The organism is Corynebacterium sp. CMW7794 (genome assembly GCF_001563605.1).
Lineage (GTDB): Bacteria > Actinomycetota > Actinomycetes > Mycobacteriales > Mycobacteriaceae > Corynebacterium > Corynebacterium phoceense.
On record NZ_KQ961722.1, the window covers coordinates 16539 to 42489 of the forward strand.

The 25951-nt window shown below is 62.7% G+C and carries 22 protein-coding genes, 2 tRNA genes and 1 pseudogene; 16 read left to right on the plus strand and 9 right to left on the minus strand.

Translation table 11 applies throughout. The features are described from left to right. Positions 1-106: 106 nt before the first annotated feature. The 6 genes from HMPREF3227_RS03380 to HMPREF3227_RS03405 all read left to right on the plus strand — a co-directional run bounded on the left by HMPREF3227_RS03380 (position 107) and on the right by HMPREF3227_RS03405 (position 6355). Complete coding sequence (locus HMPREF3227_RS03380) at positions 107-1402, plus strand: citrate synthase (RefSeq protein WP_082750233.1); 1296 nt, start codon at positions 107-109, stop codon at positions 1400-1402. A gap of 169 nt (positions 1403-1571) precedes the next feature. Continuing rightward, positions 1572-1931: an FKBP-type peptidyl-prolyl cis-trans isomerase FkpA gene (fkpA, locus tag HMPREF3227_RS03385; protein WP_066488386.1), complete on the plus strand. Its 360-nt coding sequence runs from the start codon at positions 1572-1574 to the stop codon at positions 1929-1931. 194 nt (positions 1932-2125) lie between these two features. Then, positions 2126-2989: an aldo/keto reductase gene (locus HMPREF3227_RS03390; RefSeq protein WP_066488396.1), complete on the plus strand. Its 864-nt coding sequence runs from the start codon at positions 2126-2128 to the stop codon at positions 2987-2989. 390 nt (positions 2990-3379) lie between these two features. Further along, positions 3380-3712: a DUF485 domain-containing protein gene (locus HMPREF3227_RS03395; RefSeq protein WP_066488599.1), complete on the plus strand. Its 333-nt coding sequence runs from the start codon at positions 3380-3382 to the stop codon at positions 3710-3712. 3 nt (positions 3713-3715) lie between these two features. Continuing rightward, complete coding sequence (locus tag HMPREF3227_RS03400) at positions 3716-5368, plus strand: solute symporter family protein (RefSeq protein WP_066488399.1); 1653 nt, start codon at positions 3716-3718, stop codon at positions 5366-5368. 147 nt (positions 5369-5515) lie between these two features. Continuing rightward, entirely contained in the window at positions 5516-6355 is an 840-nt protein-coding gene (locus HMPREF3227_RS03405) for a hypothetical protein (RefSeq protein WP_148140168.1), read from the plus strand. On the opposite strand, the gene HMPREF3227_RS03410 is transcribed toward HMPREF3227_RS03405, so the two are convergent. Further along, entirely contained in the window at positions 6352-7317 is a 966-nt protein-coding gene (locus HMPREF3227_RS03410) for a DUF1906 domain-containing protein (protein ID WP_066488403.1), read from the minus strand. The genes HMPREF3227_RS03405 and HMPREF3227_RS03410 overlap by 4 nt on opposite strands. 227 nt (positions 7318-7544) lie before the next feature. Between HMPREF3227_RS03410 and HMPREF3227_RS03415 the strand changes: the two genes are divergently transcribed. From HMPREF3227_RS03415 to HMPREF3227_RS03425, 3 genes are all read left to right on the plus strand, one after another. After that, a tRNA-Ile gene (locus tag HMPREF3227_RS03415) sits at positions 7545-7618 on the plus strand. 371 nt (positions 7619-7989) lie between these two features. After that, entirely contained in the window at positions 7990-9651 is a 1662-nt protein-coding gene (locus HMPREF3227_RS03420) for a mechanosensitive ion channel family protein (protein WP_066510272.1), read from the plus strand. A gap of 97 nt (positions 9652-9748) precedes the next feature. Beyond that, complete coding sequence (locus HMPREF3227_RS03425; RefSeq protein ID WP_082750234.1) at positions 9749-10879, plus strand: trimeric intracellular cation channel family protein; 1131 nt, start codon at positions 9749-9751, stop codon at positions 10877-10879. A gap of 12 nt (positions 10880-10891) precedes the next feature. Here HMPREF3227_RS03425 and HMPREF3227_RS03430 read toward each other — a convergent pair whose 3' ends face one another. Beyond that, complete coding sequence (locus HMPREF3227_RS03430; RefSeq protein ID WP_066510274.1) at positions 10892-12106, minus strand: NupC/NupG family nucleoside CNT transporter; 1215 nt, start codon at positions 12104-12106, stop codon at positions 10892-10894. Positions 12107-12213: 107 nt separating this feature from the next. Continuing rightward, complete coding sequence (locus HMPREF3227_RS03435) at positions 12214-12669, minus strand: cytidine deaminase (RefSeq protein WP_066510276.1); 456 nt, start codon at positions 12667-12669, stop codon at positions 12214-12216. A 319-nt stretch (positions 12670-12988) separates the two neighbouring features. On the opposite strand from HMPREF3227_RS03435, the gene HMPREF3227_RS03440 reads away from it, so the two are divergent. Beyond that, entirely contained in the window at positions 12989-14275 is a 1287-nt protein-coding gene (locus tag HMPREF3227_RS03440; protein ID WP_066510297.1) for a thymidine phosphorylase, read from the plus strand. A 112-nt stretch (positions 14276-14387) separates the two neighbouring features. After that, entirely contained in the window at positions 14388-15263 is an 876-nt protein-coding gene (locus HMPREF3227_RS03445; protein ID WP_082750235.1) for an SDR family oxidoreductase, read from the plus strand. Between the two features lie 88 nt (positions 15264-15351). Here HMPREF3227_RS03445 and HMPREF3227_RS03450 read toward each other — a convergent pair whose 3' ends face one another. After that, positions 15352-16608 carry an amino acid permease gene (locus tag HMPREF3227_RS03450; protein ID WP_066510281.1) on the minus strand — a complete coding sequence of 419 codons (1257 nt, stop codon included), beginning with the start codon at positions 16606-16608 and terminating at the stop codon, positions 15352-15354. Between the two features lie 139 nt (positions 16609-16747). Here HMPREF3227_RS03450 and HMPREF3227_RS03455 point away from each other — a divergent pair, with 139 nt between their 5' ends. Continuing rightward, complete coding sequence (locus HMPREF3227_RS03455) at positions 16748-17545, plus strand: serine hydrolase domain-containing protein (RefSeq protein ID WP_066510285.1); 798 nt, start codon at positions 16748-16750, stop codon at positions 17543-17545. A gap of 59 nt (positions 17546-17604) precedes the next feature. Here the strand turns inward: HMPREF3227_RS03455 and HMPREF3227_RS03460 are convergent, their stop codons facing one another. After that, the gene (locus HMPREF3227_RS03460) at positions 17605-18591 is read right to left on the minus strand and encodes a CE1 family esterase (RefSeq protein WP_068801945.1); all 987 of its coding nucleotides are present in this window, start codon (positions 18589-18591) and stop codon (positions 17605-17607) included. A gap of 304 nt (positions 18592-18895) precedes the next feature. On the opposite strand from HMPREF3227_RS03460, the gene HMPREF3227_RS03465 reads away from it, so the two are divergent. Further along, on the plus strand, positions 18896-19273 hold the full coding sequence (locus tag HMPREF3227_RS03465; protein WP_066488431.1) for a hypothetical protein: 378 nt from the start codon (positions 18896-18898) through the stop codon (positions 19271-19273). On the opposite strand, the gene HMPREF3227_RS03470 is transcribed toward HMPREF3227_RS03465, so the two are convergent. Continuing rightward, positions 19243-19551: an acyl carrier protein gene (locus HMPREF3227_RS03470; protein WP_066488436.1), complete on the minus strand. Its 309-nt coding sequence runs from the start codon at positions 19549-19551 to the stop codon at positions 19243-19245. The two genes, HMPREF3227_RS03465 and HMPREF3227_RS03470, sit on opposite strands and share 31 nt — an antisense overlap. Positions 19552-19589: 38 nt before the next feature. On the opposite strand from HMPREF3227_RS03470, the gene HMPREF3227_RS03475 reads away from it, so the two are divergent. Next, the gene (locus HMPREF3227_RS03475) at positions 19590-20558 is read left to right on the plus strand and encodes an alpha/beta fold hydrolase (protein WP_066510289.1); all 969 of its coding nucleotides are present in this window, start codon (positions 19590-19592) and stop codon (positions 20556-20558) included. 71 nt (positions 20559-20629) lie between these two features. Here the strand turns inward: HMPREF3227_RS03475 and aceE are convergent, their stop codons facing one another. Further along, positions 20630-23386 carry a pyruvate dehydrogenase (acetyl-transferring), homodimeric type gene (gene aceE, locus HMPREF3227_RS03480; RefSeq protein WP_066510291.1) on the minus strand — a complete coding sequence of 919 codons (2757 nt, stop codon included), beginning with the start codon at positions 23384-23386 and terminating at the stop codon, positions 20630-20632. Between the two features lie 276 nt (positions 23387-23662). On the opposite strand from aceE, the gene HMPREF3227_RS03485 reads away from it, so the two are divergent. Then, complete coding sequence (locus tag HMPREF3227_RS03485; RefSeq protein ID WP_066488459.1) at positions 23663-24073, plus strand: DUF3052 domain-containing protein; 411 nt, start codon at positions 23663-23665, stop codon at positions 24071-24073. 77 nt (positions 24074-24150) lie between these two features. Further along, positions 24151-24226, plus strand: a tRNA-Val gene (locus HMPREF3227_RS03490). Positions 24227-24928: 702 nt separating this feature from the next. Here the strand turns inward: HMPREF3227_RS03490 and HMPREF3227_RS03495 are convergent. Then, the gene (locus HMPREF3227_RS03495; RefSeq protein WP_066510294.1) at positions 24929-25354 is read right to left on the minus strand and encodes a hypothetical protein; all 426 of its coding nucleotides are present in this window, start codon (positions 25352-25354) and stop codon (positions 24929-24931) included. Between the two features lie 204 nt (positions 25355-25558). Next, positions 25559-25860 (minus strand): annotated as a pseudogene (locus HMPREF3227_RS13660) (helix-turn-helix domain-containing protein); the annotation flags it as partial. Positions 25861-25951 lie beyond the last annotated feature (91 nt).

Sequence of the window (25951 nt, forward strand, 5' to 3'; positions counted from 1 at the left end):
TTTACTAGTAAAGTGATCCTTAAAGCGCGCACTGCGAGAGCCTTATGAGGTGCCTCCAGCGATGGCACATGCTTTATTCACTGGTTTAACAAAGAAAGGAACCAACGTGGCTACCGACAATAACAAGGTTGTTCTCCACTACCCGGGTGGCGAGTACGAGATGGACATCAAGCAGTCCACCGAAGGCGACTCCGGCTTTGACATCGCCAAGCTGCGTAACGAGACCGGTCTCGTCACGTTCGACCCGGGGTACGCCGCCACCGGCTCCACCGAGTCGAAGATTACCTTCATCAACGGCGAAGAGGGCATCCTCCGTTACCGTGGCTACGACATTGCTGACCTGGCGCAGAACGCCACCTTCAACGAGGTGTCCTACCTGCTCATCAACGGCGAACTGCCGAACCAGGAGCAGCACACCAAGTTCAACACTGAGATCCGCCACCACACCCTCCTCGATGAGGACTTCAAGGCGCAGTTCTCCATCTTCCCGCGCGACGCGCACCCGATGGCTGTGCTCGCCTCCTCCGTGAACATTCTCTCCACCTACTACCAGGACCAGCTCAACCCGCTGGACCCGGAGCAGCTCGACAAGGCGACCGTCCGCCTGCTCGCCAAGGTGCCGATGCTCGCGGCTTACGCTTACCGTGCCTCGGAAGGTAAGCCCTACATGTACCCGGATAACAACCTCAACGCACGCGAGAACTTCCTGCGCATGATGTTCGGTTACCCGACCGAGGACTACGAGGTTGACCCGGTCGTCTCCAAGGCTCTGGACAAGCTGCTTATCCTCCACGCAGACCACGAGCAGAACTGCTCTACCTCCACGGTCCGCATGATTGGTTCCGCCCAGGCCAACATGTTCGTCTCCATCGCTGGTGGCATCAACGCCCTGTCCGGCCCGCTGCACGGTGGCGCCAACCAGGCCGTCCTGGAGATGCTCGAGGACATCCAGAAGAACAACGGCGGCGACGCAACCGACTTCATGAACCGCGTGAAGAATAAGGAAAAGGGCGTTCGCCTCATGGGCTTCGGCCACCGCGTCTACAAGAACTACGACCCGCGCGCGGCCATCGTCAAGGAGACCGCACATGAGATCCTCGAGCATCTCGGCGGCGACCCGATGCTCGACCTGGCCATGGAACTCGAGCAGATTGCACTCTCGGACGACTACTTCGTCTCCCGCAAGCTGTACCCGAACGTCGACTTCTACACCGGCCTTATCTACCGCGCCATGGGCTTCCCCACGGACTTCTTCACCGTGCTCTTCGCCATCGGCCGTCTGCCGGGCTGGATCGCTCAGTACCGCGAGCAGCTGGAGCTCAACACGAAGATCAACCGCCCGCGCCAGATCTACACCGGTGAGTCCCTCCGCGCCTTCACCCCGCGCTCGGAGCGTAAGTAATCCCTAATTTTTTGTGGCGCCTTCGCTGCATAAATAGCGAGAAACCGCACGGTGTCCCGTATAATGGGCTGCTAGTGCGGTTTTCTCATAGCTGTTGTAGTCCACTGTGCGGCCGCAGCGCTACCGCTAAATCTCGCTTAACAATTCGCTCCAAGGAGAGGTGCATCCCATGGAAAAGCCACTGATCGAAGCCCAGACCGGCCCGGCCCCGACGGAACTCGTCATCGAGGACATCGTGGTCGGCGACGGCGCCGAGGCGCAGCCGGGCGGCGTCGTGGAGGTCCACTACGTGGGCGCCGATTATGAGACGAACCAGGAATTCGATTCTTCTTGGGACCGCGGACAATCCATCGAGTTCCCGCTCACCGGCCTCATCGCCGGTTGGCAGGAAGGTATTCCGGGCATGAAGGTGGGCGGCCGCCGCCAGCTCACCATCCCGCCGGAGAAGGCTTATGGCCCCGTGGGCGGCGGACACCCGCTCTCCGGCCGCACCCTGGTCTTCATCATCGACCTCATTCGCGCGGCCTAAGCCACACGGCCTCATTTCGTGGCGCCCTCGGGTCTGTCTTTACGGCGGGCTCGGGGGCTTTCGCGATCTCTGGGGTTCCTAGTGTGAATGAGTTGGTCGATTTCTTGAAATTTTCCCGTGACTCATTCACGTTTCGAGCTCTTGTCCCTGCCTAGTGTGAGAAACGCGGCGGCGGCAGGCCGCGGTAGGGCACAATGGGGGACATGACTGTAGAGAACGTTTCTTTTAATGACGACCGTGAGATGCCCCAGCTGGGCTTGGGCACCTACAAGCTGCGCGACGACGAGTGCGTGCGCACCATCCGCGAGGCCATCGAGATTGGTTACCGCAAGTTCGACACCGCGACCTTGTACAAGAACGAGGAAGCCGTGGGCAAGGCCTTGAAGCAGGCCATGGATGCCGGCGACGTCACCCGCGATGAGATCTTTGTGACGACGAAGGTATGGCACGATCACCACGGCGCGGATCTCGCGCCGCAGGCTTTCCATGAGTCCCTGGACAAGCTGGGGCTGGACTACATCGACCTTTACCTCATCCACTGGCCGTGGCCGCAGGGTGGCAAGTACGTGGAGACGTTCAATGCGATTGCGCGCCTGCAAGGCATGGGCCAGATTGCATCCATCGGCGTGGCCAACTTCTACGAGGAGACGCTCGATACGCTCATCAAGGAATCCGGCATTGTGCCGGTGCTCAACCAGGTGGAGCTGCACCCGGGCTTCACACAGCCGGAGCTGCGCGCGTACCACGACGAACACGGCATTATCACCGAGGCGTGGTCGCCGCTCGCGCGCGGTGTGGTGCTCACTAATCCGGATATCAAGGCGATCGCTGCGAAGTATGAGGTGACCACGGGCCAGGTGGTGCTCGCGTACCTGCTACAGCTGGGCATCTCGGTTATCCCCAAGTCCGCGCGCAAGGAGCGGCTGGCGGAGAACTTCGCGGCGGCAGAGCTTACGCTCACGCGCGCGGAGATGGACGTCATGAACTCCCTCGACGGACGTGAGGGATTCGGGCGCATGTTTAATGATCCGCGCGACTTTCCGGGTGCGGAAGGCTAGTTCGCACTCGCCGGCCGCGAACGTTGAGGCCGCTGTCCCTGGTGGGGCAGCGGCCTTTTGTGTGCGGTTTTCCTAGTGAGACGTGTGACACATTGGGGTTTGCAAAGTTGGCAAAAGGCGCTTGTATGCAAGTTGGGGGTAGTTTTGCAAGCTGTAAATATCCATGTTGAGGGTGGGTATGGGGGTAGTTAATTCTTGCAAAGGATGAATTTTTAGCGACAGCTACAACGTTGCACATAATCCTCTGTAACTTACACATCAAGCAAAAAATGTGACCTCTGCCTCAGGCGGTGTGAGCCGGTGCGGCGGGGTCGGGCTTAAATTTTTGACCTATCCCTCGCCCTTTTGGAAGGAGCACATGCAATGTCTGCACTCTCTGCCGACTCCAACATGACGGCCCCGGCGCAACGCCGGGAGCCGACTGCGGAGGAATTCATCGCCATGCGCGAGAGCGCCGAATTTGGCAAGCTGCGCGGGGCCTACCGCAACTTTACGTTCCCCATGACCGTCGCGTTCTTCTCGTGGTACATCGTCTACGTGCTGGCCGCGGTCTTCGCGCCGGGCTTTATGGGTACCGAGCTGCCGGGCGGCTGGAACGTTGGCCTGGCCTTCGGTATTGCTCAGTTCGCGACCACGTTCATCATTACGTGGGTTTACGTGAAGTATGCCAATAAGAACATCGAGCCGCGTGCGGCCAAGATTCGTGAAGAACTGGAGGGATAGACAATGACTACGTTCCACCTCGCCGCCGCGAGCGCCGATGCCGCCGCGGGCAACCCGATTCTCAATATTTCCGTCTTCGTCGTCTTCCTTGTCGTGACCATGTGGGTGGTCCTGCGTGCCGGCAAGTCGACGAAGGAAGCCTCAGACTTCTACACCGGTGGCGGCTCCTTCTCTGGCCGCCAGAACGGCCTCGCCATCTCCGGTGACTACCTGTCCGCCGCGTCCTTCCTTGGTATCGTCGGCGCCGTCGCGCTCACCGGTTACGACGGCTTCCTGTACTCCGTGGGCTTCTTCGTCGCATGGCTCGTGGCGCTCATGCTCGTGGCTGAGCCGCTGCGTAACGTGGGTCGCTTCACCATGGCTGACGTGCTGAGCTTCCGTCTCAAGCAGAAGCCGGTCCGTGTGGCCGCCGCTATCGCGACGCTCTTCGTCTCGCTGTTCTACCTCATCGCGCAGATGGCCGGCGCCGGCTCCCTGGTTTCGGTCCTGCTCAACATCCACGACTTCTTCTGGCAGGCCGTCGTCGTTGGTATCGTGGGCGTCCTCATGATTGTCTACGTCCTCGTGGGCGGCATGAAGGGCACGACCTACGTTCAGATGATTAAGGCCGTCCTGCTTGTTACCGGTGTTGTTGCGATGTGCGCCATGGTCTTCATCTCCATCAAGGGTGGCTTCGGTGCCCTCTTCGATGGCGCGGTGCAGGCGCACGCTGGCTCTGAGTACCTGGCGCAGAAGGGCTACGAGGCCTCCCAGATTATGGAGCCGGGCTTGAAGTACGGCAAGTCCCTCACTACGAAGATTGACTTCATCTCCCTGGGTATCGCCCTCGTCCTCGGTGTCGGTGGACTCCCGCACGTCCTCATGCGCTTCTACACGGTTCCGACTGCGAAGGAAGCTCGCCGCTCCGTGACCTGGGCCATCGTCATCATCGGTGCTTTCTACCTCATGACGCTCATCCTGGGCTTCGGCGCCGCCGCTCTGGTTGGTCCGGACCGCATCCTCGCCGCGCCGGGTGGCGCGAACTCCGCCGCACCGCTGCTGGCCCTCGAGCTGGGTGGCTCCGTGTTCATGGCGGTCATCTCCGCCGTTGCCTTCGCAACCGTCCTCGCGGTCGTCGCTGGCCTGGCGATTACCGCCTCGGCGTCCATCGCCCACGACGTCTACCACTCCGTTATCCGTAACGGTCAGTCCACGGAGGCTGAGCAGGTCCGCGTCTCCCAGATGACCGTCGTTGTCCTCGGTGTCGTCGCCATCATCCTCGGCATCCTGGCCATGACCCAGAACGTCGCCTTCCTGGTCTCCCTGGCCTTCGCCATCGCGGCCTCGGCTAACCTGCCCACCATCCTGTACTCCCTGTACTGGAGGCGCTTCAACACCGCGGGTGCTGTGGCCTCCATGTACACCGGTGTCATCTCCTGCCTGGTCCTCATCTTCTTCTCCCCGGCAGTCTCCGGCACCGAGACCTCGATGTTCCCCAACGCGGACTGGGCACTGTTCCCGCTGTCCTCGCCGGGTATCGTCACCATCCCGCTCGCATTCATCGTCGGCTGGGCTGTCTCGCTCATGACCAAGCCGGACAACTTCGAAGAGCTCTCCGCCGAGATGGAAGTTCGTTCCCTCACCGGCGTGGGCGTTGAGGCTCCGGTTGACCACTAAAGGGGACCGCTAAAGGTCGAACACGCAACGGTTAGCTTCTCAACGCTCACACCCGCAGGGGTAGCCCGCCCCGTCGCATACGCTGAATGCCACCGCCTTCTTTCTGAAGAAGGCGGTGGCATTAGTAATATGTGGTGAGTGAATCGGATGATAAGTCTGGCCCTCGCCGCGGCGCTGGCGGGGACGCTGGTGGCGTGTACACCGCCGCATGAAAAGCCTGCGGACGCGGCTCAGGAAACAGGGGAGATGACCGCCGCGCGGCTGTCGGCGCCGCGCCCCGTGGAAACGCTCACGGTGGAAGCCCCGCCGTCGAAAAAGAATATCGCCGCGGACCTCGACGGCGAAGTGAAGTTCGTCGCCAACGCAAAGGCCCGCGAGTTGTCCTATTACCGCATGGACGGCATGCGCATGGGCACCGACGGGGAGCGCAACGCCATGCCGGCACTGAGCCTTATCAAGCTCTATCTCGCCAAGTACGTGCTTGACCACGGCACGCTGGAAGACCAGTACGAAGCGCTCGACATGATTGCGGATTCATCGGACGTCTCCGCGTCGGATCTCTTCAAGCGCTACCCGGAGTCCATCGACACGGTGGCGGAAGACTATGAGCTCGAATCCACGCGCGCGGGAAGCGAGTGGGGCAAGTCTGTGACGTCCGTCTACGACGTGGTCAACTTCATCAAGGCGCTGCGCGAGGAATCACCCACGCATCCCATCCTCGTCGCGATGGCGCAGGCTACGACCACGGCGGAAGATGGCTACCGTCAGGATTACGGCACGGCGCGGCTGTCGAATGTGCTGGGCTCCAAGTGGGGCTGGTCCGACGATAAGACGCTGCACTCCTCCGTGAGCTTCGGGAAAAACTTCATCGTCGCCGCCTCGGTGTCGGGCTCGGCGGAGGATCTTACGAAGTTCGTGAAGAAAGAAGTCACCGTCAAGGCCCTTAACGAGGCGACGACGAAATTTATTGAAGGGCAGAAGTCCTAGCGCATCGCCCCCAGGACGGTCTGGACGAGGTCCACGCCCGCCTGAATCTGCTTGGAGTCGACGGACGAGCCGTTGAAGCTCACGCCCTCAGGGGAGACCTGCGGCAGGTTGAGTCCCGGCACGGCGTTCTGGACCTGCGAGGACATCTGGCCGACGGCGTTCAGCGGGTTGCTGTTGTGGGCGGGGGCGGCGGGCGCGGCCGGTGCCGGCGCTGCAGCGCCTCCCGGCGTCCACTGGCCCCAGTCCTTCGCGTAGACGTCATTGATATCGCAGACCACGCCGCCGATGGTGCGCTGGCGGTTCTGCGGCAGCTGGTGGATGGTCGTGCGCGGATGAATGCGGCCGCCCGAGCCCCAGTCATGCATCCAGAAGAAGCTGCCAATCCCGTCGCGTACGCACCAATCGATGACGTTGTAGTTGCCGTACACGCCCACCTGGTAGCCCGCCGCCTTGAGTGCGGTGGAGAACGCCATGAGGTAGGGCTTAATCTGGCCGTCGTACTGTGCGCGGGACGGGTTGTTGTCGATCGCGATATAAATCGGTCGGCCCGTGGGGCCGCCCGCCGCCTTATGGATGGCGATGGCCTGCGGCGCGTGTTGGGCTGCCGATGCCGCCCCGCCCGCCCAGTCCGGATTGTCCGAGCCGTTGTATTGGTAGACGGAAGCAACGGCGAGGCCGGCGGCGGCATCGGCAGCAGCCTGGGCGCGGGTGACCGGCTTGCCGGCCATCCAGCCTGCGCGCGGCTTGGAGACGTAGCGCACCGCGCCCATCTGACCCGCGGCCTTGAGTGCGGCGGAGGAGGGAACACCCGCCGAGAAGTCGACAACGGTGCCGAGCACTGGGCCGAGCGCAAACGCCTGCGGGGCGGCCGTGCCCACGGCACCCGCGGCGAGGGCAATCGTGCCCGCGCGCAGGAGGCTGCGGCGACTGAAGTGGACGGAAGAATGCGAGGTGGACGACATAGAGGCTCCTAGAGAAGACGGACTGTCGCGACGCCCTAGGTTACGAGATTGTTGTCACAACAGTCACTCTAATTAACATCTGTACCGTACCACCGGCTTCCGATGCCGTCGAGGGTGACGCGCCCAGCGTCCGACGGACTCGCTTTATGCACCCGCGGGGGAGCAATTGCAGTCCGCGGCGCAGGGCACGATAAGATACTTCGCAGCACCTCGCACGGTGCTTTTTAGGGGCTATAGCTCAGTCGGTTAGAGCTACGGACTCATAATCCGTTGGTCCCGGGTTCGAGCCCCGGTGGCCCCACTTTGTAGTCGTTGAACTGCGCGTATACCTGGTAATAGCGTCCTGCGCAGTTCCAACGCGTCCCCCTAAAACGCGTCCTGATAGCGCGTTGTTACAGGAACTGGAAGAATACGTGCAAGGGGTCCAGCGGGAAGGGGGAACGGTAATGAATAGTTTCCCAGCGTTTCTCATTGAATACCGCCGCAGCACGGGTGCTGTGAGTGTGAGAGTATTTCTTGTTGACCGAGGCGACGCGGGCGCGCGCGGTATCTCTACCGCGAAGATGATCCTTTCCCCGCAGCGTCCTAACGCTCGCGCCCAATCGTAGAAAACGCTATTAATCCACCGCTGCCACGCCCGCCGTGTCGGCGGTGGTTTTAGTATCGGAGAGTATGAACGTCCGGTATTTCTTTTTCCAGTTCTGGCAACTTATCGTCGACCACGCGTTGCCGTTGGCGGCGTTGCTGCTCATGGCGATTTTGGTGCCGCGTGTCGGGCGCCTGGTCATCAGGCTTATTGACTCGCGGCTGGATGACAATGAGGAATCCACGAAGACCCGTCTCGCCCTGGCTGGCGCGTTGGTTTACGTCGCGCAGGCGGTGGCGTATTTCTTGCTTGCCATCGCGGCGCTCACCAACGTGGGCGTGCCGGCGCTCGGTGCGGCGATTCCCGCGACGGTCGTCTCGGCCGCGCTTGGTTTCGGTGCGCAGAAGATCATCGGCGACTTCCTGGCGGGCTTCTTCATTTTGAGCGAGAAGCAGTACGGTGTGGGCGATTACGTGAGCTTCGACGGCACGTCTGGGGCGGTGGAAGGCACCGTCGTGGCGTTGACGCTGCGCACGACGAAGGTTCGCACGCCGACGGGCGAGGTCGTCATGGTGCCTAACGGCTCGGGCGGCGTGGTGACGAACTACTCACAGGATTGGTCGCGCGCCGTCGTCGACTTGCAGGTGCCGGTGCGCGCAGGCGAGACGCTGGCCGAGGTCACCCGCAAGGTTGAGGAGATTTCCTCGCATGCGGCGCAGGACGCAGCCATCGCCGAAGATATCGCGGGCGAGATCGAGATTCTGCCGGTCACTGGCCTTATCGAGCCCACCGTCGCCGGTCAGCCGTGGCAGATCAAGTACCGCGTCATGGTCGTGGTCAATCCCTCCCGCCAGTGGGCCGTCGAGCGCGGCATTCGCTCCGCCCTCGTCGCGGCCTTCTGGGATCACTACAACTTGTCCTCGGCCGCCCCGCTAGCCGATGCCCCCGTCACCGCCGCTCCGCCCGCCCCCGCAGGGTCGGCTGGAGCCGGCGCGCCGACCGAAGTCATGCCGGCTGCGGCAGGAACCGACAAGGCGGAGGTGCGCGACGCTGTGGCTCATGCGGCCGCGCGCGATACGCACGACCCGAGCGACCAAGGACCGGGCCGGCCGTCCGAGTCGGACCCGGATGTGGCGGCGCAGCACCCGGATGCCTCACAGACTGAGGTCATGAACGCCGTCGACGCGGCACCGCGTACCATCTGGCGCGATGACCATCCCACGACGCGCTGGGACAAGCTGTGGACGCTTGGCGGTCGCGTGCGTGGCTCGACGACGGGCCTCTTTGTGGGGCTCGCCGTGACCGGCCTGTTGCTGCTCTTCTCGGCGAACCCGGAGGACGCGGACGCTGGCTGGCTCTCGCCGTCCTACTGGACGTCGAAGTCCAGTGAGACGGAAAGTGCGGCGACAACCGCGCCTGCGCCGACCGCGGCAACGCAGCCGGAGGAGAGCGTCGAGCCGACGCAAGAGACCGTCGAGCAGCCCACAGACGCGTCCGAGGACACGGCCACTGACGAGCCGACCGCGGCGCAGGAGAACGGCACCACCGCGGAGCAAACAACCACAACGGCGCGTCGGGAACGCGCCGCACGCCGCGATAGCGAGGACGAGGAGACACCCGCGGCGACGACACGGGCCGTCACGACCGCGCCTGCCGAGGAGCCGACCGTCGAGCCCACGGGTGCGGCGGAGCAGCCCACCGGCGCAGCAGCGGTTACGGGTGGCGCGGAGGCCACGGCCGCGCAGTAACTGTGCAGTCTGCGCAGCCTCTGTGCAGCCTCTGCTCGCGCGGCGCGCAGCTGCCGCGTAGCCACGCGGGCGGCGGGGCAAGGCGCTGGCTACAATAATGACCATGGTTTCCGAGGTTGACCCGCTCATCGAATCGATCTATCGCTGGTTGGACGTGAGCGGCGTGTTGCTCATGGGTACTATCGGCGGCACAATTGCGCGCCAACGCGGCTACGACATCATCGGGTTCTTCTTCATCGCGATGTTTTCGGCGCTGGGCGGCGGCATGATTCGCGACGTACTCATCAACCGCGGCACCGTCGCGGCGATGAGTCAGCCCGAGTACCTTTACCTCGCTTTCGCCGGTGCGCTCATCGCGCGCTTCGTCTATTTCAAGGGTAAAACGTGGGAACACCTGCAAGCCCACGGCGACGCCCTCGTCTCCGCACTGTGGGCCGGGACTGGCACGGTGAAGGCTCTTACCTATGGCCTGCCCGTCGTTCCGTGCATCATGATGGGCGTGTTCACCGCGACCGGCGGCTCCATGATTCGCGACGTGTGCATGGGCCGTGAGCCCGCTGTCTTTGGTGGCAACCAGCCCATCGTCATCCCGGCAGCTGTCTGCTCCGTCATCGTGCTCGCCGGCAATGGGCTCGGTTTCCTGGCGTGGGGCATGATACTCGGACCCGTGGCGAGCTTTGCGCTCGCGCTCTTGGGGTATTGGACCGGCTGGCGCGTGTCCACGGACCAAGAGTGGGCGCCGGTCAACGAGACTGCAGCGCAGGTTGCCGTCCTCGCGCGTAAGGCCGAGGACAAGTCGCGTGCCGTGGGCCGCCGCCTCGAGCCGCGCCGCCTGCGTTCGTGGCGGCACAAGCAGATGGAAAATGCCCTCGAGCGGCGTATCGCCCGCGAGATCCGCGAGGGCAAGCGTCCCGCCGAAGCCCAGGCGGCGGCCAACGAGTTCCTCGAGGAGTTCAACTCCGAGGTCGCGCAGCTGAGCGAAGCCTCGCAGGTAGCGGCCGACGCGGGGGAGAAGGGGGCATCGGAAAGCGCGGCGGAGACGGGCTCGACTGTGCTGAGCACTTTTGCCAACGACATCGGCATGGACTTAGCCGGCGACTCCTATCAGGACAAGCCGGACCATCAGCGCATGCTCGACGCGATTCTTGCGGACGACAAGCTCACGGACGAGCTCATTGACAAGCTGGTGGAAAAATACGATAAGCGTCAGCCAGGGGCTAACGCTTAGAGGTTGCGACTTTTACATCGGGGCCACGACGACGCCCACGATGGCGGCGTTGAGCATGTTGGTGAGGAAGCCGCCGAACAAAGCCCAAGGGCCGAGCTTGGCGACCTCGCCGCGGCGCTCCGGGGCGACGCCGCCGAGGGCGCCGATCTGAATGCCGATGGAGGAGATATTGGCGAAGCCAGCCAGCGCGAAGGAGCTGAGCATGATGGACTTGTCGCTGAGCTCGGTGAGCTTTTCGCTAAACGAGGTGTAGCCGACGAACTCGTTGAGGATGGTCTTTTGGCCAATGAAGTTACCGACGTCGATGGCGTCTGACCACGGCACGCCGATGAGCCACGCGAACGGGGCGAAGATGGCGCCGAAGAGGCCTTCGAGCGACCAGCCGTCTTGGCCAAAGATATTGCCGATGCCGCCGAGGATGGCCGAGAGCATCGCAATCATGGCGATAAACGCGATGAGCAAGCAGGCGACGGCAATGGCGATCTTGCCGCCGGTCATGGCGCCGGAGCTGATCGCGTCCACGATGTTCTTCGATTCCTCGTCGCGAACGTCCTTGACCGTGGCGTCGAGATTGGAGTCCTCGGTCTCGGGCATAAGGCCCTTGGCGACGAGGATGGAGCCGGGTGCGTTCATGAGCGAGGCCGCGAGCAGGTACTCGAGCGGTGCGCCGAGCAGCGAGTAGCCGATGAGCGTGGAACCCGCGACGGAGGCGAAACCGCCGGTCATGCAGGTAAAGAGCTCGGAGCGGGTGAGCTTCGGGACATACGGCTTGATGACGAGTGGGGCCTCGGACTGGCCGAGGAAGATGACCGTCGCAGCCCACACGGACTCGACCTTGGAGGTACCTAGCACCCACTTGATGGCGGAGCCGACGTACTCGACGATGTACTGGATAACGCGTAGGTAGTACAGTGCGGCGATAATCGCGCCCAGGAAGATAATGATGGGCAGCACGTTAAAGGCGAAGACGAAATCCTCGCCCATGAGCCCACCGAAGACGAACTGCGTGCCTTCGTTTGTGAAGTCCGTGAGCTTGGTGAGTCCATGCGAGACGGCCTCGAGCGCCTTGAAGCCGGGCTCCCATGCGAGCACGAGGAAGGCGAAAGCGACCTGCAGCGCCAGGCCCATGCCGATGGTGCGCCAGTTGATGTGGCGGCGCGAACGCGACAACACCACGATGATCCCGAGGATCACCGCGATGCCGAGCAGACCTTGAAGTCTATCCATAGCGAGTCCTATTCATTAATGGTTGTGATGAGGAGGGGTGCGATAGGGAGGGCAGTTGACCGGCTTATTCGGCCGGGCCGAGGCCTGAGTTTCCCGTCTCCTGAGGCTTAGAGTGCCTCAGGGCCGAAAGAGTGCGGCAGGATTTCCTCGAAGTCGAACGCGCGCGGGGCGCCGTTCTCGGAGACGACGACGCGCTCGCACTCGAATTCGCGGAGCACCTGGCGGCACGCACCGCACGGGAAGCACGGCTCGGCCTTGAGCCCCACGATGGCCACGGTCACGATGTGGGGCAGGCCTTCGAGGTGACCGTCCCCGGCCGTCTGCGCACCGGAAGCGACCGCGTGAGCCGCGGCGTTGCGCTCGGCGCAGATGCCCAGCGGCGACGAGGCGTTCTCCACGTTGCAGCCCGTAACGACGCGGCCGTCCGAGAGCACCATGGCGGCACCGACGGGAAACTCGGAGTAAGGCGCCCAGGCGTGGCCGGCGGCCTCGCGGGCGAGGGAAAGTAGTTCCTCGTCGGACGGTAGCGTGGTGGTCCCGGCGGGGATGGTGGACGAAGACATAGCATGTCCTTTCGAGTAAAAAGTGCAGCTCACGCCGTACTTTTCCCGGTGTTCTCCGGGTGGCGACGCGGGTCGCGAGAGGATGGAACAAAAGAAAACAATTTCATTGACAAATGTTCTAACTCGGATCATAATTGAGCCGTAGCGTTTCGCACAAGGGCTAGTTGTTTGTGGTGCCCGACACAGGTGCGACGCCCAGCGCAGGTGGCGCACGTAGAGCACGCCGCGTGCGAGAAGCCGGAGTCGCCTCCGGGACAACCAGATACACAGATCAGCTTGAAAGATCAGCACTGATAGCTTTCGCATGAAGGAGAAATTCATGGCAGAGAAATTTGATGCCGTCGACGTCATCCGTACCAAGCGCGACAAAGGGGAGCTCTCGCCGGAGCAAATCGACTGGGTCATTGACGCGTACACGCGCGGCGTGGTGGGCGATGAGCAGATGGCCGCGCTCAATATGGCGGTGTTCTTGAACGGCATGAACCGCGCTGAGATCGCCCGTTGGACACAGGCGATGATCAACTCGGGCGAGACCATGAGCTTCGACTCGCTGAGCAAGGTCACCGCGGACAAGCACTCCACGGGCGGCGTGGGCGACAAGATCACGCTGCCTTTGGCGCCGCTCGTCGCGGCCTTCGGCGTCGCCGTGCCGCAGCTGTCCGGCCGCGGCCTGGGCCACACCGGCGGCACGCTGGACAAGCTGGAGGCCATCCCGGGCTGGCAGGCTGACGTGACGAACGAACGCATGATGGAAATTCTCGAGGACCCGGGCTGTATCATCTGCGCTGCGGGTGCGGGCCTGGCTCCTGCGGATAAGAAGATCTACGCGCTGCGCGATACGACCTCGACGGTAGAGTCCATTCCGCTCATTGCTTCGTCCATCATGTCGAAGAAGATCGCAGAGGGTACCGCCTCGCTCGTGCTCGATGTCAAAGTCGGCTCCGGCGCATTCATGAAGGACGAGTCTATGGCGCGCGAGCTCGCGCAGACCATGGTCGACCTGGGCACCGACGCCGGCGTGAAGACCACGGCGCTGCTCACGGACATGTCCACGCCGCTGGGCCGCAAGGTGGGCAACGCTCTTGAGGTTGAGGAATCCCTCGAGGTCCTTGCCGGTGGCGGGCCTTCCGATGTTGTCGAACTCACCGTCGCGCTTGCCCGCGAGATGCTCTCCGCTGCGGGCGTCCAGGACCCGGACGTCGAAGCCGCGCTCAAGGATGGCCGTGCCATGGACAAGTGGCGCCAGATGATTGTTGCGCAGGGCGGCGACCCGGATGCCGCGCTGCCGCAGGCGTCGCACACGCACGACGTCATCGCGCAGGAGGACGGCTACCTCACCGACCTCGACGCGCTCGCCGTCGGCGTCGCGTCCTGGCGCCTGGGCGCCGGCCGCGCCCGCAAGGAGGATCCGGTGCAGGCCACCGCCGGTATCGAACTGCATGCCGTCAAGGGCGACAAGGTGACGAAGGGACAGAAGCTCTTCACGCTCTACACGGAGACCCCGGACCGCTTTGAGCGTTCCCTCGAGGTCCTCGAGTCCGGCTTCACTATTACGGACGCACCGCTCGATGAAGAGCGGAAGATTATCATCGACCGTATCGGCTAGGGCTGGCGGGATTGCAGTCGCGGCGAATGACGCGACGTGACGCGTAGCGTGGGAGGCGCGGCACCCCGGACGGGGGCTGCGCCTTTCATTATTTTCGATGAAGGAGAAAATCATGACCGACCCACGCACGAAATTCCCCAAGGTCAATCCGCCGGAGCAGCACCAGGAGTACCCGGGCCTGGATATCGAGCTGCAGCCGCAGTCCGATATCGGCATTGAGACCTATGAAGGCCACGGGCGCTTGAAGGGCCGCAAGGCTCTCATTACTGGTGGCGATTCGGGCATCGGCGCGGCTGTGGCCGTGGCGTACGCCAAGGAAGGCGCGGATGTGGCCATTGCGTACCTTCCTGAGGAGCAGCCGGATGCGGACCGCGTGCTCAAGGCCATTGAAGACGCGGGCCAGAAGGCTTTCGCGTTCCCAGGCGACCTGCGCGACCCGCAGTACTGCGTCGAGCTCGTGGAGAAATCCGTCGAGGCGCTGGACGGACTCGACATCCTGGTCAACAATGCGGCGCGCCAGATCTGGCACGAGGACTTGGAACATATCTCGGACGAGGACTTTGATGACGTCATGAAGGTCAATCTCTATGGCTCGTTTAAGGTTACGAAGGCGGCGCTCAAGTACCTTAAGCCGGGTGCCTCGATTATCTTTAGCTCCTCGGTCCAGGCGTATAAGCCCTCGGCCATCCTCGTTGATTACGCCATGACGAAGGCGGCGATGAACTCGATGTCCAAGGGCCTGTCCACGCAGCTTGCGCCGCGCGGCATTCGCGTCAACGCGGTGGCGCCCGGCCCTGTGTGGACGCTGCTGCAGCCCGCGGGTGGCCAGCCAACCGAGGGTGTTATGGAATTCGACACGAAGTCCTTCCTCGGCCGCGCCGGGCAGCCGGTGGAGATGGCCGGTGCGTACGTCTTCCTGGCCTCGGAGGAGGCGAGCTTCGTCTCGGGTGAGACCATCGGCGCGACGGGTGGTTTCCCAACTCCGTAGCTTAAGGCGCGAGAAAGGCCCACGGCGCAGGTGTGCAACCGTGCCGTGGGCTTTCGTGTGTCCCGGTGGGCCTAGAACGAGGTGGGTTTTAGAAGAAACCCCAGATGGTCGAGCCGAGAACGACCGCACCGAAGGCGATGATGACGGCGTTGCCGGGGCTGCGGCGCAGCGGCGCCAGGCGTGCGACAGCGTAGACGGCGAGCATGGGCACGCCGAACTGGAAGATGGTGATGAGGAGGCCGCCGGCGACCGTGATGAGGTCCATGACGGAGGGCTCGACGATGGCCACGAAGGTGGCGACGGTGAAGATGAACAGGTAGACGGGGGCATCGGAAAGCTCACGCTGGGAGGGATTCAAGCGAGCGCCGAGGAACTGCAAGCCTTCGCGCGCGCCTAGGGCTACGCCGATAAAGCTGGAGGCGATGGCGCAGATGGCGACGATCGGGGTGGAAAGCGCCAGGAACGGGGTGCCCGTGGTGTTCGCGAAGTAGGAGAGCACCGGCAGGTTATCCGCGGCGGCCTGAGCCATGCCGTCTGCGCCTAGGGCGAGCGCGCAGGACCAGACGAAGAACATCGTGAAAACGGTGAGCAGGACCGTGGTGAGCATAATGACTCGGGAGAGGCGAGCTTCGGCGAACTCGCCGTGACTGCGCTGGGTGGAGACGGCGAACTGGGACAGCGAGCCGATGAAGGTAAACGAGAAGACCAGCACCGGAAGGATGAGCACCAGGGATTCCCAGAAGGAGTGCTCGGAGGAGACCGTGAGGAAGGAGCCTAAGTCCCACTGCGGGATGAGGTAGAGCGAGAAGGCGCCGAGTGCAATGAGCAGCGGGACGACGAGAAGCTCTGCGGCGGCGAGCATGATGCGTTCGCCGAAGGCCAGGGCTGCGACGAGGAGACCGATGAGGATCGGTGCGAGTATCCACCGCGGGATCTCCGGGCCGCCGAGCTGGTTGACGATGAAGTTATCGACGGTGGTGGTGATGCTCACCGAATACACGAGGAGCACGGGAAAGAGCATGATGAGGTAGGCCACGGCGAGCCATGCGCCGGTACTCTGGCCGAAGTAGCTGGTAAGCGCTGCGAGGAGATCCGCGCCGGGCTGCGGGGAGCGAGCGATGATGCGCGCGTAGGCGTAGTGGGAGAGATACGTAAGCGGACCGATGAGCACGGTGGCAATGAGCAGCGGCCAGAATCCATAGGCGCCGGCGGACAGAGGCAGGAAGAGAATGCCCGCACCGATGGCGGTGCCAAAAAGCGTGGAGGCCCAGCCAAACGTCGAGTGGGAGCTTGCCATCGTGGGGTCCTGGACGTAGGTCGAGCTGGGTGCGGTGGTCGCAGACATCGCGGGGCCTCCAAGAGAGATCGAGGAATGTGTTGCCATTGATTGTGCGACAGGACACGCTCAAAAGACTAGACCGAGCGGTACTTTTATTCAGTTGATGTGCGTCGGCGTGCGGGCGGGTTCGCTAGGCTAGGGTCCTATGACTGCCTTTGATTCTGTGGCCGATTTCCCGGCTGACCATGTCTCCGCCGCGTTGCTTGTAGACGGTGATGTTCGGACGTTGGGGGATACGTCCCGCGTGTATTCGATTGCCTCGGTGACCAAACCTGTGGTGGCCTACGGCATCATGCTCGCCGTCGAGGAGGGGGCGGTGGAGCTCGACCAGCCGGCGGGGCCTTCCGGTTCCACGCTTCGGCATCTGTTGGCGCACGCGTCTGGTGTGGGGTTTGATACGCGCGAGTCGCAGAAGCCCGTGGGGGAGCGGCGCATCTATTCCTCAGCGGGCTATGAATGGGCCGCGGATATCGTGGCGGAAGCCACCGGCATGGAGTTTCCGGAGTACTTGCGCGAGGGCGTCTTCGAACCACTGGGAATGAAGGATTCGGCTTTGGTTGGCTCGGCGGGACACGGCCTTGACACGACGGTGGACGACCTGGTCCGGTTCGCCCGCGAGGTGCTCGACCCGCAGTTGTTGCACCCCACAACGGTCGAGGAAATGCTCACGCCGCAGTTCCCGGGCCTGCGCGGCCTCGTGCCAGGCTATGGCTCCTTTAAGGACTGCTCCTGGGGCCTGGGCTTCGAGCTCCACGGGGACAAGGAGCACTGGATGGGCTCGTTGCCCGCGGAGGCTGCGGGGCACTTTGGTATGTCGGGAACCTACCTCTGGCTGGCGGAGGGGAAAGCTATGGTCATGCTCACTGACCACGACTTCGGGGACTGGGCCAAGCCGCTGTGGGCGGAGACGAACTCGGCGATCTGGAGCGAGCTGCAGTCATAAAAAGCTGGAGGCATAAAAATACCCCGGCAGGACCGGGGCACGGACAGGCTAGCGGGAAGCTAGTGGCGCTGGAAGAAGTTCCACACCTCGCGCGTGGCGTTGGGGTTGGAGGCAAACCACGTGTGGCTGCCGCCGTTCACGCGGTAGAGCGTGGTCTCAGCGAGGCAGCCGGAGTAGCTGAAGGAGTTGTAGCCGTTGCCGGAGCCGGTGCGCATGGACGCGCCGGAGGTGTCGCAGGCGTTGCGCTTGCCGATGCGCTCCCAGGCGCCGCGGGTGGCGTAGTAGGAACCGCCGTGGCCGTTGGAACCATCGTTGTAGTACGGCGCAATCTTGTCGTCGGTGCCGTGGATGAGCAGCGTGGGCACCTGGCCTGTGCAGCCGTCGAAGATACGCGTGTACGCGGCGGTGGAGACGCCGGCAACGGCGGCGAAGGTCTCCGGGGCCTGGCACGCGGCGGCGAGCGCCATGCCGCCGCCGTTGGACAGGCCGGTGGCGTAGATGCGGCTGCGGTCGACGGAGTAGCTATTGGCTACGTCATTGAGGATGGCCTTGGTGAAGGCGACGTCCTCGCCGCGGCTCGTCGTGGCGTAGTTGGGGCCTTCCCACGCCAGGCCGCCGTTGACGCTCGCGCGCGGGTTGGGGTAGACGACGATGGCATCGGAGCCCGTGGCGCGCTCAAAGTGGGAGTGGCCGTGCATGTCTGAGCCATCGAAGTCCATGCCGGAGTAAGCGAAGACGACGGGGTAGTCGCGGGATGAGTCATAGTCGGAGGGGACGTAGAGCTCGTAGGAGCGCGTGCCCTGGCCAGAGACGGAAACCTGCTTTGTGGAATGGGTCGTCGTGCCATTGCCCATGGTGAGGGCCTGGCCCAACTTTGACGACAGCGTGAACGCGTCAGAGATGGAGGAGCCGTTGCTCGAGCCCTTGCTCGAGGTGGAGCTCATGTCCGAGCTCGTGAGGGCGTTCGCGACGGGCAGGCCGACGGAGGTCCACAGAACCGTGGCGGAGGCGAGGGCAGCCACGCGAGTAGCAAAAGTCTTCAACATGAGGTCTAAGAGTAGCGGGGCAAGGTATCGAAACCCTAACTTTTGTGATGATTTCGTTGCGCTGTAACGATCTGCGGGGCGCGGTCACAGGGAAGTTCTAAGTCTCAAGTGAAACTTCAGTAAATGGGGGTTGAAGCAGGGGTTTAGGGTTGCTCGTGTGACTGGAGGGGAACAAAATGGGTTGCGTTACGCACGGTAATTACATCCGATGTCATTTCACAAAACTGTTCGAGTCGGTTCGTTGGGGAAGACGATGCTCGTCTTGTAACAGGAAATGAAAGGTATTCGGCTTGTGGAAACATGCGTGAAAACCACTGCCGCCGAACCCTCGGCGCCAGTGCGCCCGATAACCTCCGGCGTGCTCATCATTGAGAGTATGCCTGCTCGACTGCGCCCGCGCGTGGAAGAGCTCATGGTCACGTGCCTGCCCAGCGCGTCGACGTGGGAGATCCCGGGCGATGATCCCCTCACGGCTCAGTGGTGTACCCGCTGGTACAAGGACTGGCCGGGCCAGGATCTCGCGGCTCTTGCCGCAGGTGCAGGCAGCGAGTTTGACGCCGTGCCGCCGGGCATTGGCTGCCGCCAGGTACTCACGGGTACTCAAGCGGAGCTGCACGCGCTGGAGACGGCGGTGCGCGATCTCGCGCAGCGCTACTGCTTCTCGGTCCGCGTGTCGATGTAGTCGGCGACCTCGCCCACGGTCTCAAAGGCCGCGGCGGTGCCCTCATCGAAGCGGACCTTGAAGCGCTCTTCCGCGCGCACCGTCAGCTCAATCAGGTTGAGCGACGTAATCCCCACATCTTCCAGCCGGTCTTCACGCGCCGGTTCCTCCACCCCCGCGACCTGGGTGATGAGCCGCGCGAGCTCCCCATACGTATCCGTCGCGGCGGGCTTATCCTCGTGTTCTTCTCTTCCCAGCGCTGCGCGCAGCTGCGCGGCAAAGTCTTGTCCATCGGCCATGCGTACCAGTGTAAGTGAGCGACTAGACTAGACGTGTTATGTCCACCCCATCCCGCCGCCGTGTGCGCACCGCCACCCAGGTTTGGCGCCGCCGCCACACTCACGACCGCCACCCCGGCCTCACACAGCCGTATTCCCACGACATGTCCGATGGCATCGCCTGGTATACCTCGGGCCCCGAGCCTTCCGATGCCCCCGTCACCGTTATCTTCGTTCACGGTTACGGTCTCGCGGCGGAGAGCTTCTACGACCAGGTTGACTTCCTGCGCGCGTCGTATCCGCGCGTGCGCGCGGTGCTGCTCGACCTTCGCGGGCACGGCAGCTCGGACCGCGTCCCGGCCGAGGACTGCACCGTCGACGACGCCGCGGATGACGTCGCTGCCATCCTTACCGCCCAGGCACCCACCGGGCCGCTCATTATCGTGGGCCATTCGCTCGGAGGCATGGTCGTCGAAAACCTCATTCGCCGCCTGCCTGTTGAGGACTACGAGCGCATCGCCGGGGTGCTTCTTATCTCCACGTCCATGCGTCCCTTCGCAGAGACTGGCGTCGCGGCGCTTCTCCAGACCCACGCCGCGGAAGCCCTCTACGACGCCGCCCAGCGCCTACCCAACAAGGTCAACCGCGCCCGCCAGCGCATCGCGCGCATCATCGCGCCCATCTTCGCCGCCGGCGTGACCGGTTATCCCCGCATGGAACGCCTCGAATTCCACGTCGACATGCTGCTCGACACCCCGCTCGATTCCTTTGTAGGTTTCTTCGACGACCTCGTCGACCACTCCGAGCTCGCCGCCGCGGACCGCCTCGCCGGCCTGCCCGGCATCGTCCTCGTCGGCTCCATGGATATCGTCACCCCGCGCTCCCAGTCCGAGCTCATCTGCTCCCACTGGCCCGAGGCCGAGCTCCGCGTCGTCGACGGCTCCGGCCACATGGTCATCCTCGAAGAACCCGAGGCCGTCTCCCAAGCGCTCGCCGAGCTTATCGAGCCGGTCCTCGCTCAACGCTGACATACGCACCGCGTATGCCGAAAGCCCGCCAGCAGAACTGCTGACGGGCTTTTCATGAGCGCGGCGTGGAATTACTCCTCGTCGGTGCTCGTGGAGTAGGTCTTCGTCGGATCATCCAGGTGGAGGTCCTTCGCAGCCTGCTCGGCGACGGAGCGGTCGATCGTGCCGTCCTGGGCCAGGCCCGAGAGCACGGCCACGACGATGGATTCGGTATCCGAGTTGAAGAAGCGGCGAGCCGCCTCACGCGTATCGGAGAAGCCGAAGCCGTCGGTACCCAGCGCGATATAGGTGCCCGGGACGTACGGACGGATCATTTCCTGCAGGTCCGTGGTGAAGTCAGAGACACCCACGAACGGGCCGTCGAAGCCCTCGAGCTGCCGCGTGGCGAACGCCTTCTCCGGCTCCTGGCCCTTCTGCAGAGCAGCCTTGGCCTTGGCGGCGCCATCGCGGGCCAGCTCGACCCACGAGGTCACGGAGAACAGCGAGGCCTTGACGTCGTAGTCCTCCGCCAGGATCTCCTGGGCGCGCAGCGCCTGGTGGACACCCACACCGGACGCCAGGATGTTGGCCGGAATCGAACCCTTCTCCGGGGTGGAGTAGTGGTAGATACCGCGGTGCAGGCCCTCGACGTCGAGGTTCTCCGGCTCGGCCGGCTGGTGGACCGGCTCGTTGTACACGGTGAGGTAGTACATGATGGCCTCGTCGTTGTCGCCGTACATGCGGTCAATACCGCGGTGGACGAGGTGCGCAATCTCGTACGCGAACGCCGGGTCGTAGGAGACGACCGCCGGGTTCGTGGACGCGAGCACCTGGGAGTGGCCGTCCATGTGCTGCAGGCCCTCGCCCGTGAGCGTGGTGCGGCCAGCCGTGGCGCCGATGATGAAGCCGCGGGCCATCTGGTCCGCCGCCGCCCAGAATGCGTCGCCGGTGCGCTGGAAACCGAACATCGAGTAGAAGATGTAGAGCGGGATCATGGCCTCGCCCTGCGTCGCATACGACGTCGCCGCCGCGGTAAACGACGCGGTGGCGCCGGCCTCGGTCAGACCCTCGGCGAGAATCTGGCCCGTCTCGGACTCACGGTAGGAGAGCATGAGGTCGTGGTCGACCGGCACGTAGTTCTGGCCCTTGGGGTTCCAGATCTTCAGCGTCGGGAACCAGGAATCCAGGCCGAAGGTACGGGCCTCGTCTGGCATCATCGGGACAATGCGCTTGCCAATCTCCTTGTCGCGCATGATCTCCTTGAAGGTACGCACCAGCGCCATGGTCGTGGCGACCTTCTGCTTGCCCGAGCCCTTGCGCACGGAACGCAGCTTGTCGATGTCTTGCACGTGCAGACGCTCGAAGTCCGCGCGGCGTTCCGGCAGGAAGCCGCCCAGCTCTTTACGACGCTCGAGCATGTACTTGATCTCCGGTGCATCCATGCCCGGGTGGAAGTACGGCGGGTTGTACGGATCGGCCTCGAGGACCTCATCCGGAATCGGGATACCCTGCTTGTCGCGGAAGAGCTTGAGATCCTCCAGCGTGAGCTTCTTCATCTGGTGGGTGGCGTTGCGGCCCTCGAAGTTGTGGCCCAGGCCGTAGCCCTTAATCGTGTGGGCCAGGATGACGGTCGGCTTGCCGGTGCCGCGGTTCTCCAGCGCCTTGGAGTAGGCGGCGTAGATCTTGCGGTAGTCGTGGCCGCCGCGGCGCAGCGCCCAGATTTCCTCATCCGACATGTCCTCGACCAACTTGAGCGTGCGCTCGTCGCGGCCGAAGAAGTGCTCACGCACGTACGCACCGTCATTCGCCTTGAACGTCTGGTAGTCACCGTCCGGCGTGGTGTTCATGATGTTGATGAGCGCGCCGTCTTTATCGGCCTCAATGAGCTTGTCCCACTCGCGGCCCCAGATGATCTTGATGACGTCCCAGCCCGCGCCGGTAAAGAAGGACTCGAGCTCCTGGATGATCTGCGTGTTGCCACGCACCGGGCCGTCGAGACGCTGCAGGTTGCAGTTGATGACGAAGGTGAGGTTGTCCAGGCCGTAGAGCGGCGCCATCTGCAGCAGACCGCGAGACTCCGGCTCGTCCATTTCGCCGTCGCCCAGGAATGCCCACACGTGCTGGTCTGAGGTGTCCTTGATGCCGCGCTGCTCCAGGTACTTGTTGAAGCGTGCCTGGTAAATCGCGTTAATCGGGCCGAGACCCATGGACACGGTCGGGAACTCCCAGAACCACGGCAAGCCGCGCGGGTGCGGGTAGGAGGGAAGGCCCTCGTCCTCGCCGCGGGAGTGCTCCTGGCGGAAGCCGTCCAAGTCATGCTCGGACAGGCGGCCCTCCATGAAGGCGCGCGCGTACATGCCCGGGGAGGCGTGGCCCTGGAAGAAAACCTGGTCGCCGCCGGACGGATCGTCCTTGCCCTTGAAGAAGTGGTTGAAGCCGACCTCGTAGAGCGGAGCTGCGCCTGCGTACGTGGAGATGTGGCCGCCCACGCCAACGCCCGGGCGCTGCGCGCGGTGCACCATAATGGCCGCGTTCCAGCGGATCCAACGGCGGTAGCGCTTCTCCAGTTCCTCATCACCAGGGAACTCGGGCTCGAGGGTGGTGGGGATGGTGTTCACGAAGTCAGTGGAGGTCAGCGACGGCATGGGCACGCGCTTCGCAGACGCACGCTCCAGCAGGCGCAGCATGAGGTAGCGCGCGCGTTCCGGGGTGTTGTCCTCCAGCAGACCGTCGAGAGAATCCATCCACTCACGAGTTTCTTCCGGGTCAGTGTCGTGCATGTACGACGCGACGCCGTCGCGGATGAGCGGGAAGTTAGAGTCGCTGCCGAGCGATTCCAATTCTGCCATGGTGCATTCCTCCAAATGGTGGGCTTTTAAAACAGTACGTTCCAGAATACGCGTAAACGACCCCGGAGCTTTGCTAAGGATAAGTGAAGAATCTCTCGTGTTAAATCCTGCAGCTTAATCCCGGTCGTCCTGTGAATATTGCTAACTTTGTGGCCTTTACCTTTGCGGCCCCGCTTTCCGATGCCCCCTCGCCCCACCGTGTCCTCTCCACCGCAACCACCGAAAGTGGCGTGGACAACGAGAATTTTCCCTAATAATGCGTTAAAGTGCCCAGATATGACCACTCAATTGGAGGATTACGCACGCAAGTTAGGCATCGAAGAGGGGCAGGTCGCCCTGGAACTGGGTTGGGACGAAGACTGCGACCCTGCCATCTCCGAAGCTATTGAAGATGTCTTGGGTGACGATTTCCTCGATGAAGAAACTGATGAATTGTGTGACGTCGTTGTCATCTGGTGGCGCGAGGAGGACGGCGACTTGGTCGACGGCCTCGTCGATGCACTGCGCCCCCTCGCCGACCACGGCACCATTTGGCTTTTGACCCCGGGTGCTGGCCTGTCTGGCACCATCGCCCCTGGCGTGATTGCCGAGTCCGCGCAGCTCGCCGGCCTCGTCCAGACCAAGGCGGAGCGTCTCGGCGACTGGCAAGGCTCCTGCCTCGTCGGCCGCGGCTACACCAAGAAATAACCCCCATTTTGTCCGGCGCCGCGCGTCCTATACACTTTCCTGAGTGTTGTGACGCGCTCCGCGCGGCCGGCATTCACGCGGCGTTAGCTCAGCTGGGAGAGCAACTGGTTTACACCCAGTAGGTCGGGGGTTCGAGCCCCTCATGCCGCACCACTCTGAAGTCTCGCGAAATCGTTCCTATCGATGTCGCGAGATTTTAATTATTTTTCGGGGGTTCATGGGTTAAGGGACAATGTCCCTTAAGCCTCATTTGGTGGGTCCTGACCCAGTAAGTTTGGGTGGTATTTCTTTGATTCGTCGAGTTTGTGTTTGTCCCATATTTCTCCGGTGTGAGGGTCTACTGCTGTGATGTTGTTGTTGATGCATACGAGGTTGATGTCGGCTGTTGCGTGTTTTCGTCCGACGTAGAGTTTGCGCAGTTGCCCTTTCCATCTGAGGGTTACTTTGCCTCATCTCACCCATGACGCCGGTGGGCTCAATGACCCAATCGGGAAACACGACCGTGGAATAGTGCCCGTCGACATCTAAGATTTCGTCCGCATCCCCTTCTATTCCTTAGCCCCGTACCCAGGTCACGCAAAGCTTTGTTTTGCATCACGGTGCGCCGTTAAAGCCCCATCCAAAGGAGAATCGGGCTCTCCAACCTCTGAATACTCAAACCCGTTGACTACCACGACTACTGCTCTAGCGGCCTTCATCTACGGATTCCTCTCCGTGTTGATGTACATCACCAAAGCAGAGTTTGGCCCCAAACGCCTCAAACCATCTTCAGTTGCTTTGCTACTGGGCTGGAGAACCTGCAGCCAGATAGCGGAGATTTCCGACGAACTTCGAACACAGGAAAAGCTGCCAGGCCTATTCTTCCTTTTCTCTTTTTCTGGCTTGTCTGCGCTCACGCCTTTGGGCACGCTTTGCTTTGCGGATATCGACGACCCAACGCGGAACAAAAGGCCACGGAAGTGGAACCCCAACCGCGCCCGTAAATCCAATGACTCCGACAACGAAAGCTGCCACGAGCGGAACCTTCAGCACCGTGTAGACAAACTCGGGAGGGTTGGCACTTGCGACCAACCCCATGGCGCCGCCAGCGCCCATAATGAGCGAGCAGTAAGGATAAATGAAAAGGACCCCATCACTTTCTGCGCCTACAAAGTCGACGTCGTCGTACCACTTTTCCGATCTGGGTTGCCTCCGCACGCACCGGATGTAGTAGGTCCAGTAGAGCACCATGACAAGCACTAACCCGGCGCATACAAGCAGCACAGTAACATCGCCGTTCATAGAATAGGCCTCCCGTGGCTGTCGGTTGCGGTATGTATAAACGCTACCAGCGCCTGCAGGGGTGCGGCGTAGGACGAAAACAACATGTGGATGCGGGCAAGCGCCCGAACCACGGACGCGGACTTGACCTTTTGGAAGCAGATCCCGCCACAGGAAATAATAGAAATCAAGGCAAATGCCTAGGAACAAAACTCGGGGCACTTCAGTTCCTTCTTTTTCGAGGTGCCAGCGGATGGTGTGGGCGCCGTTGTCTTGGCCGGTGTCGGTGAGTTCCTGGCGCAGTTCGAGGATGCGTTTAACGATCTGTGTCGGGGTTGCTCGGGGGTTGGTGTGCGGGCGTTTGGATTGGGGTTCTAGGGCTTGTAGGCCGCCGTGGCGGTAGCGCTTAGGAGGGTGCGGATCCATCGGGTGCTTACGCCGAAGAGTTCGGCTGCGTCGGTGTGTTTCATGCCGGTCATAAGGATGGTCTCGACGATGACGCAGTTGGAGGTTTGTTGCTTTCCCATGTGCTGATTGTGGCTGGAAATGGGCGGATCGATGTCTCGCTACATCGCCGGGGGCTTCGGACCTGACCCCTGTTTGGTGGACACCTGATAT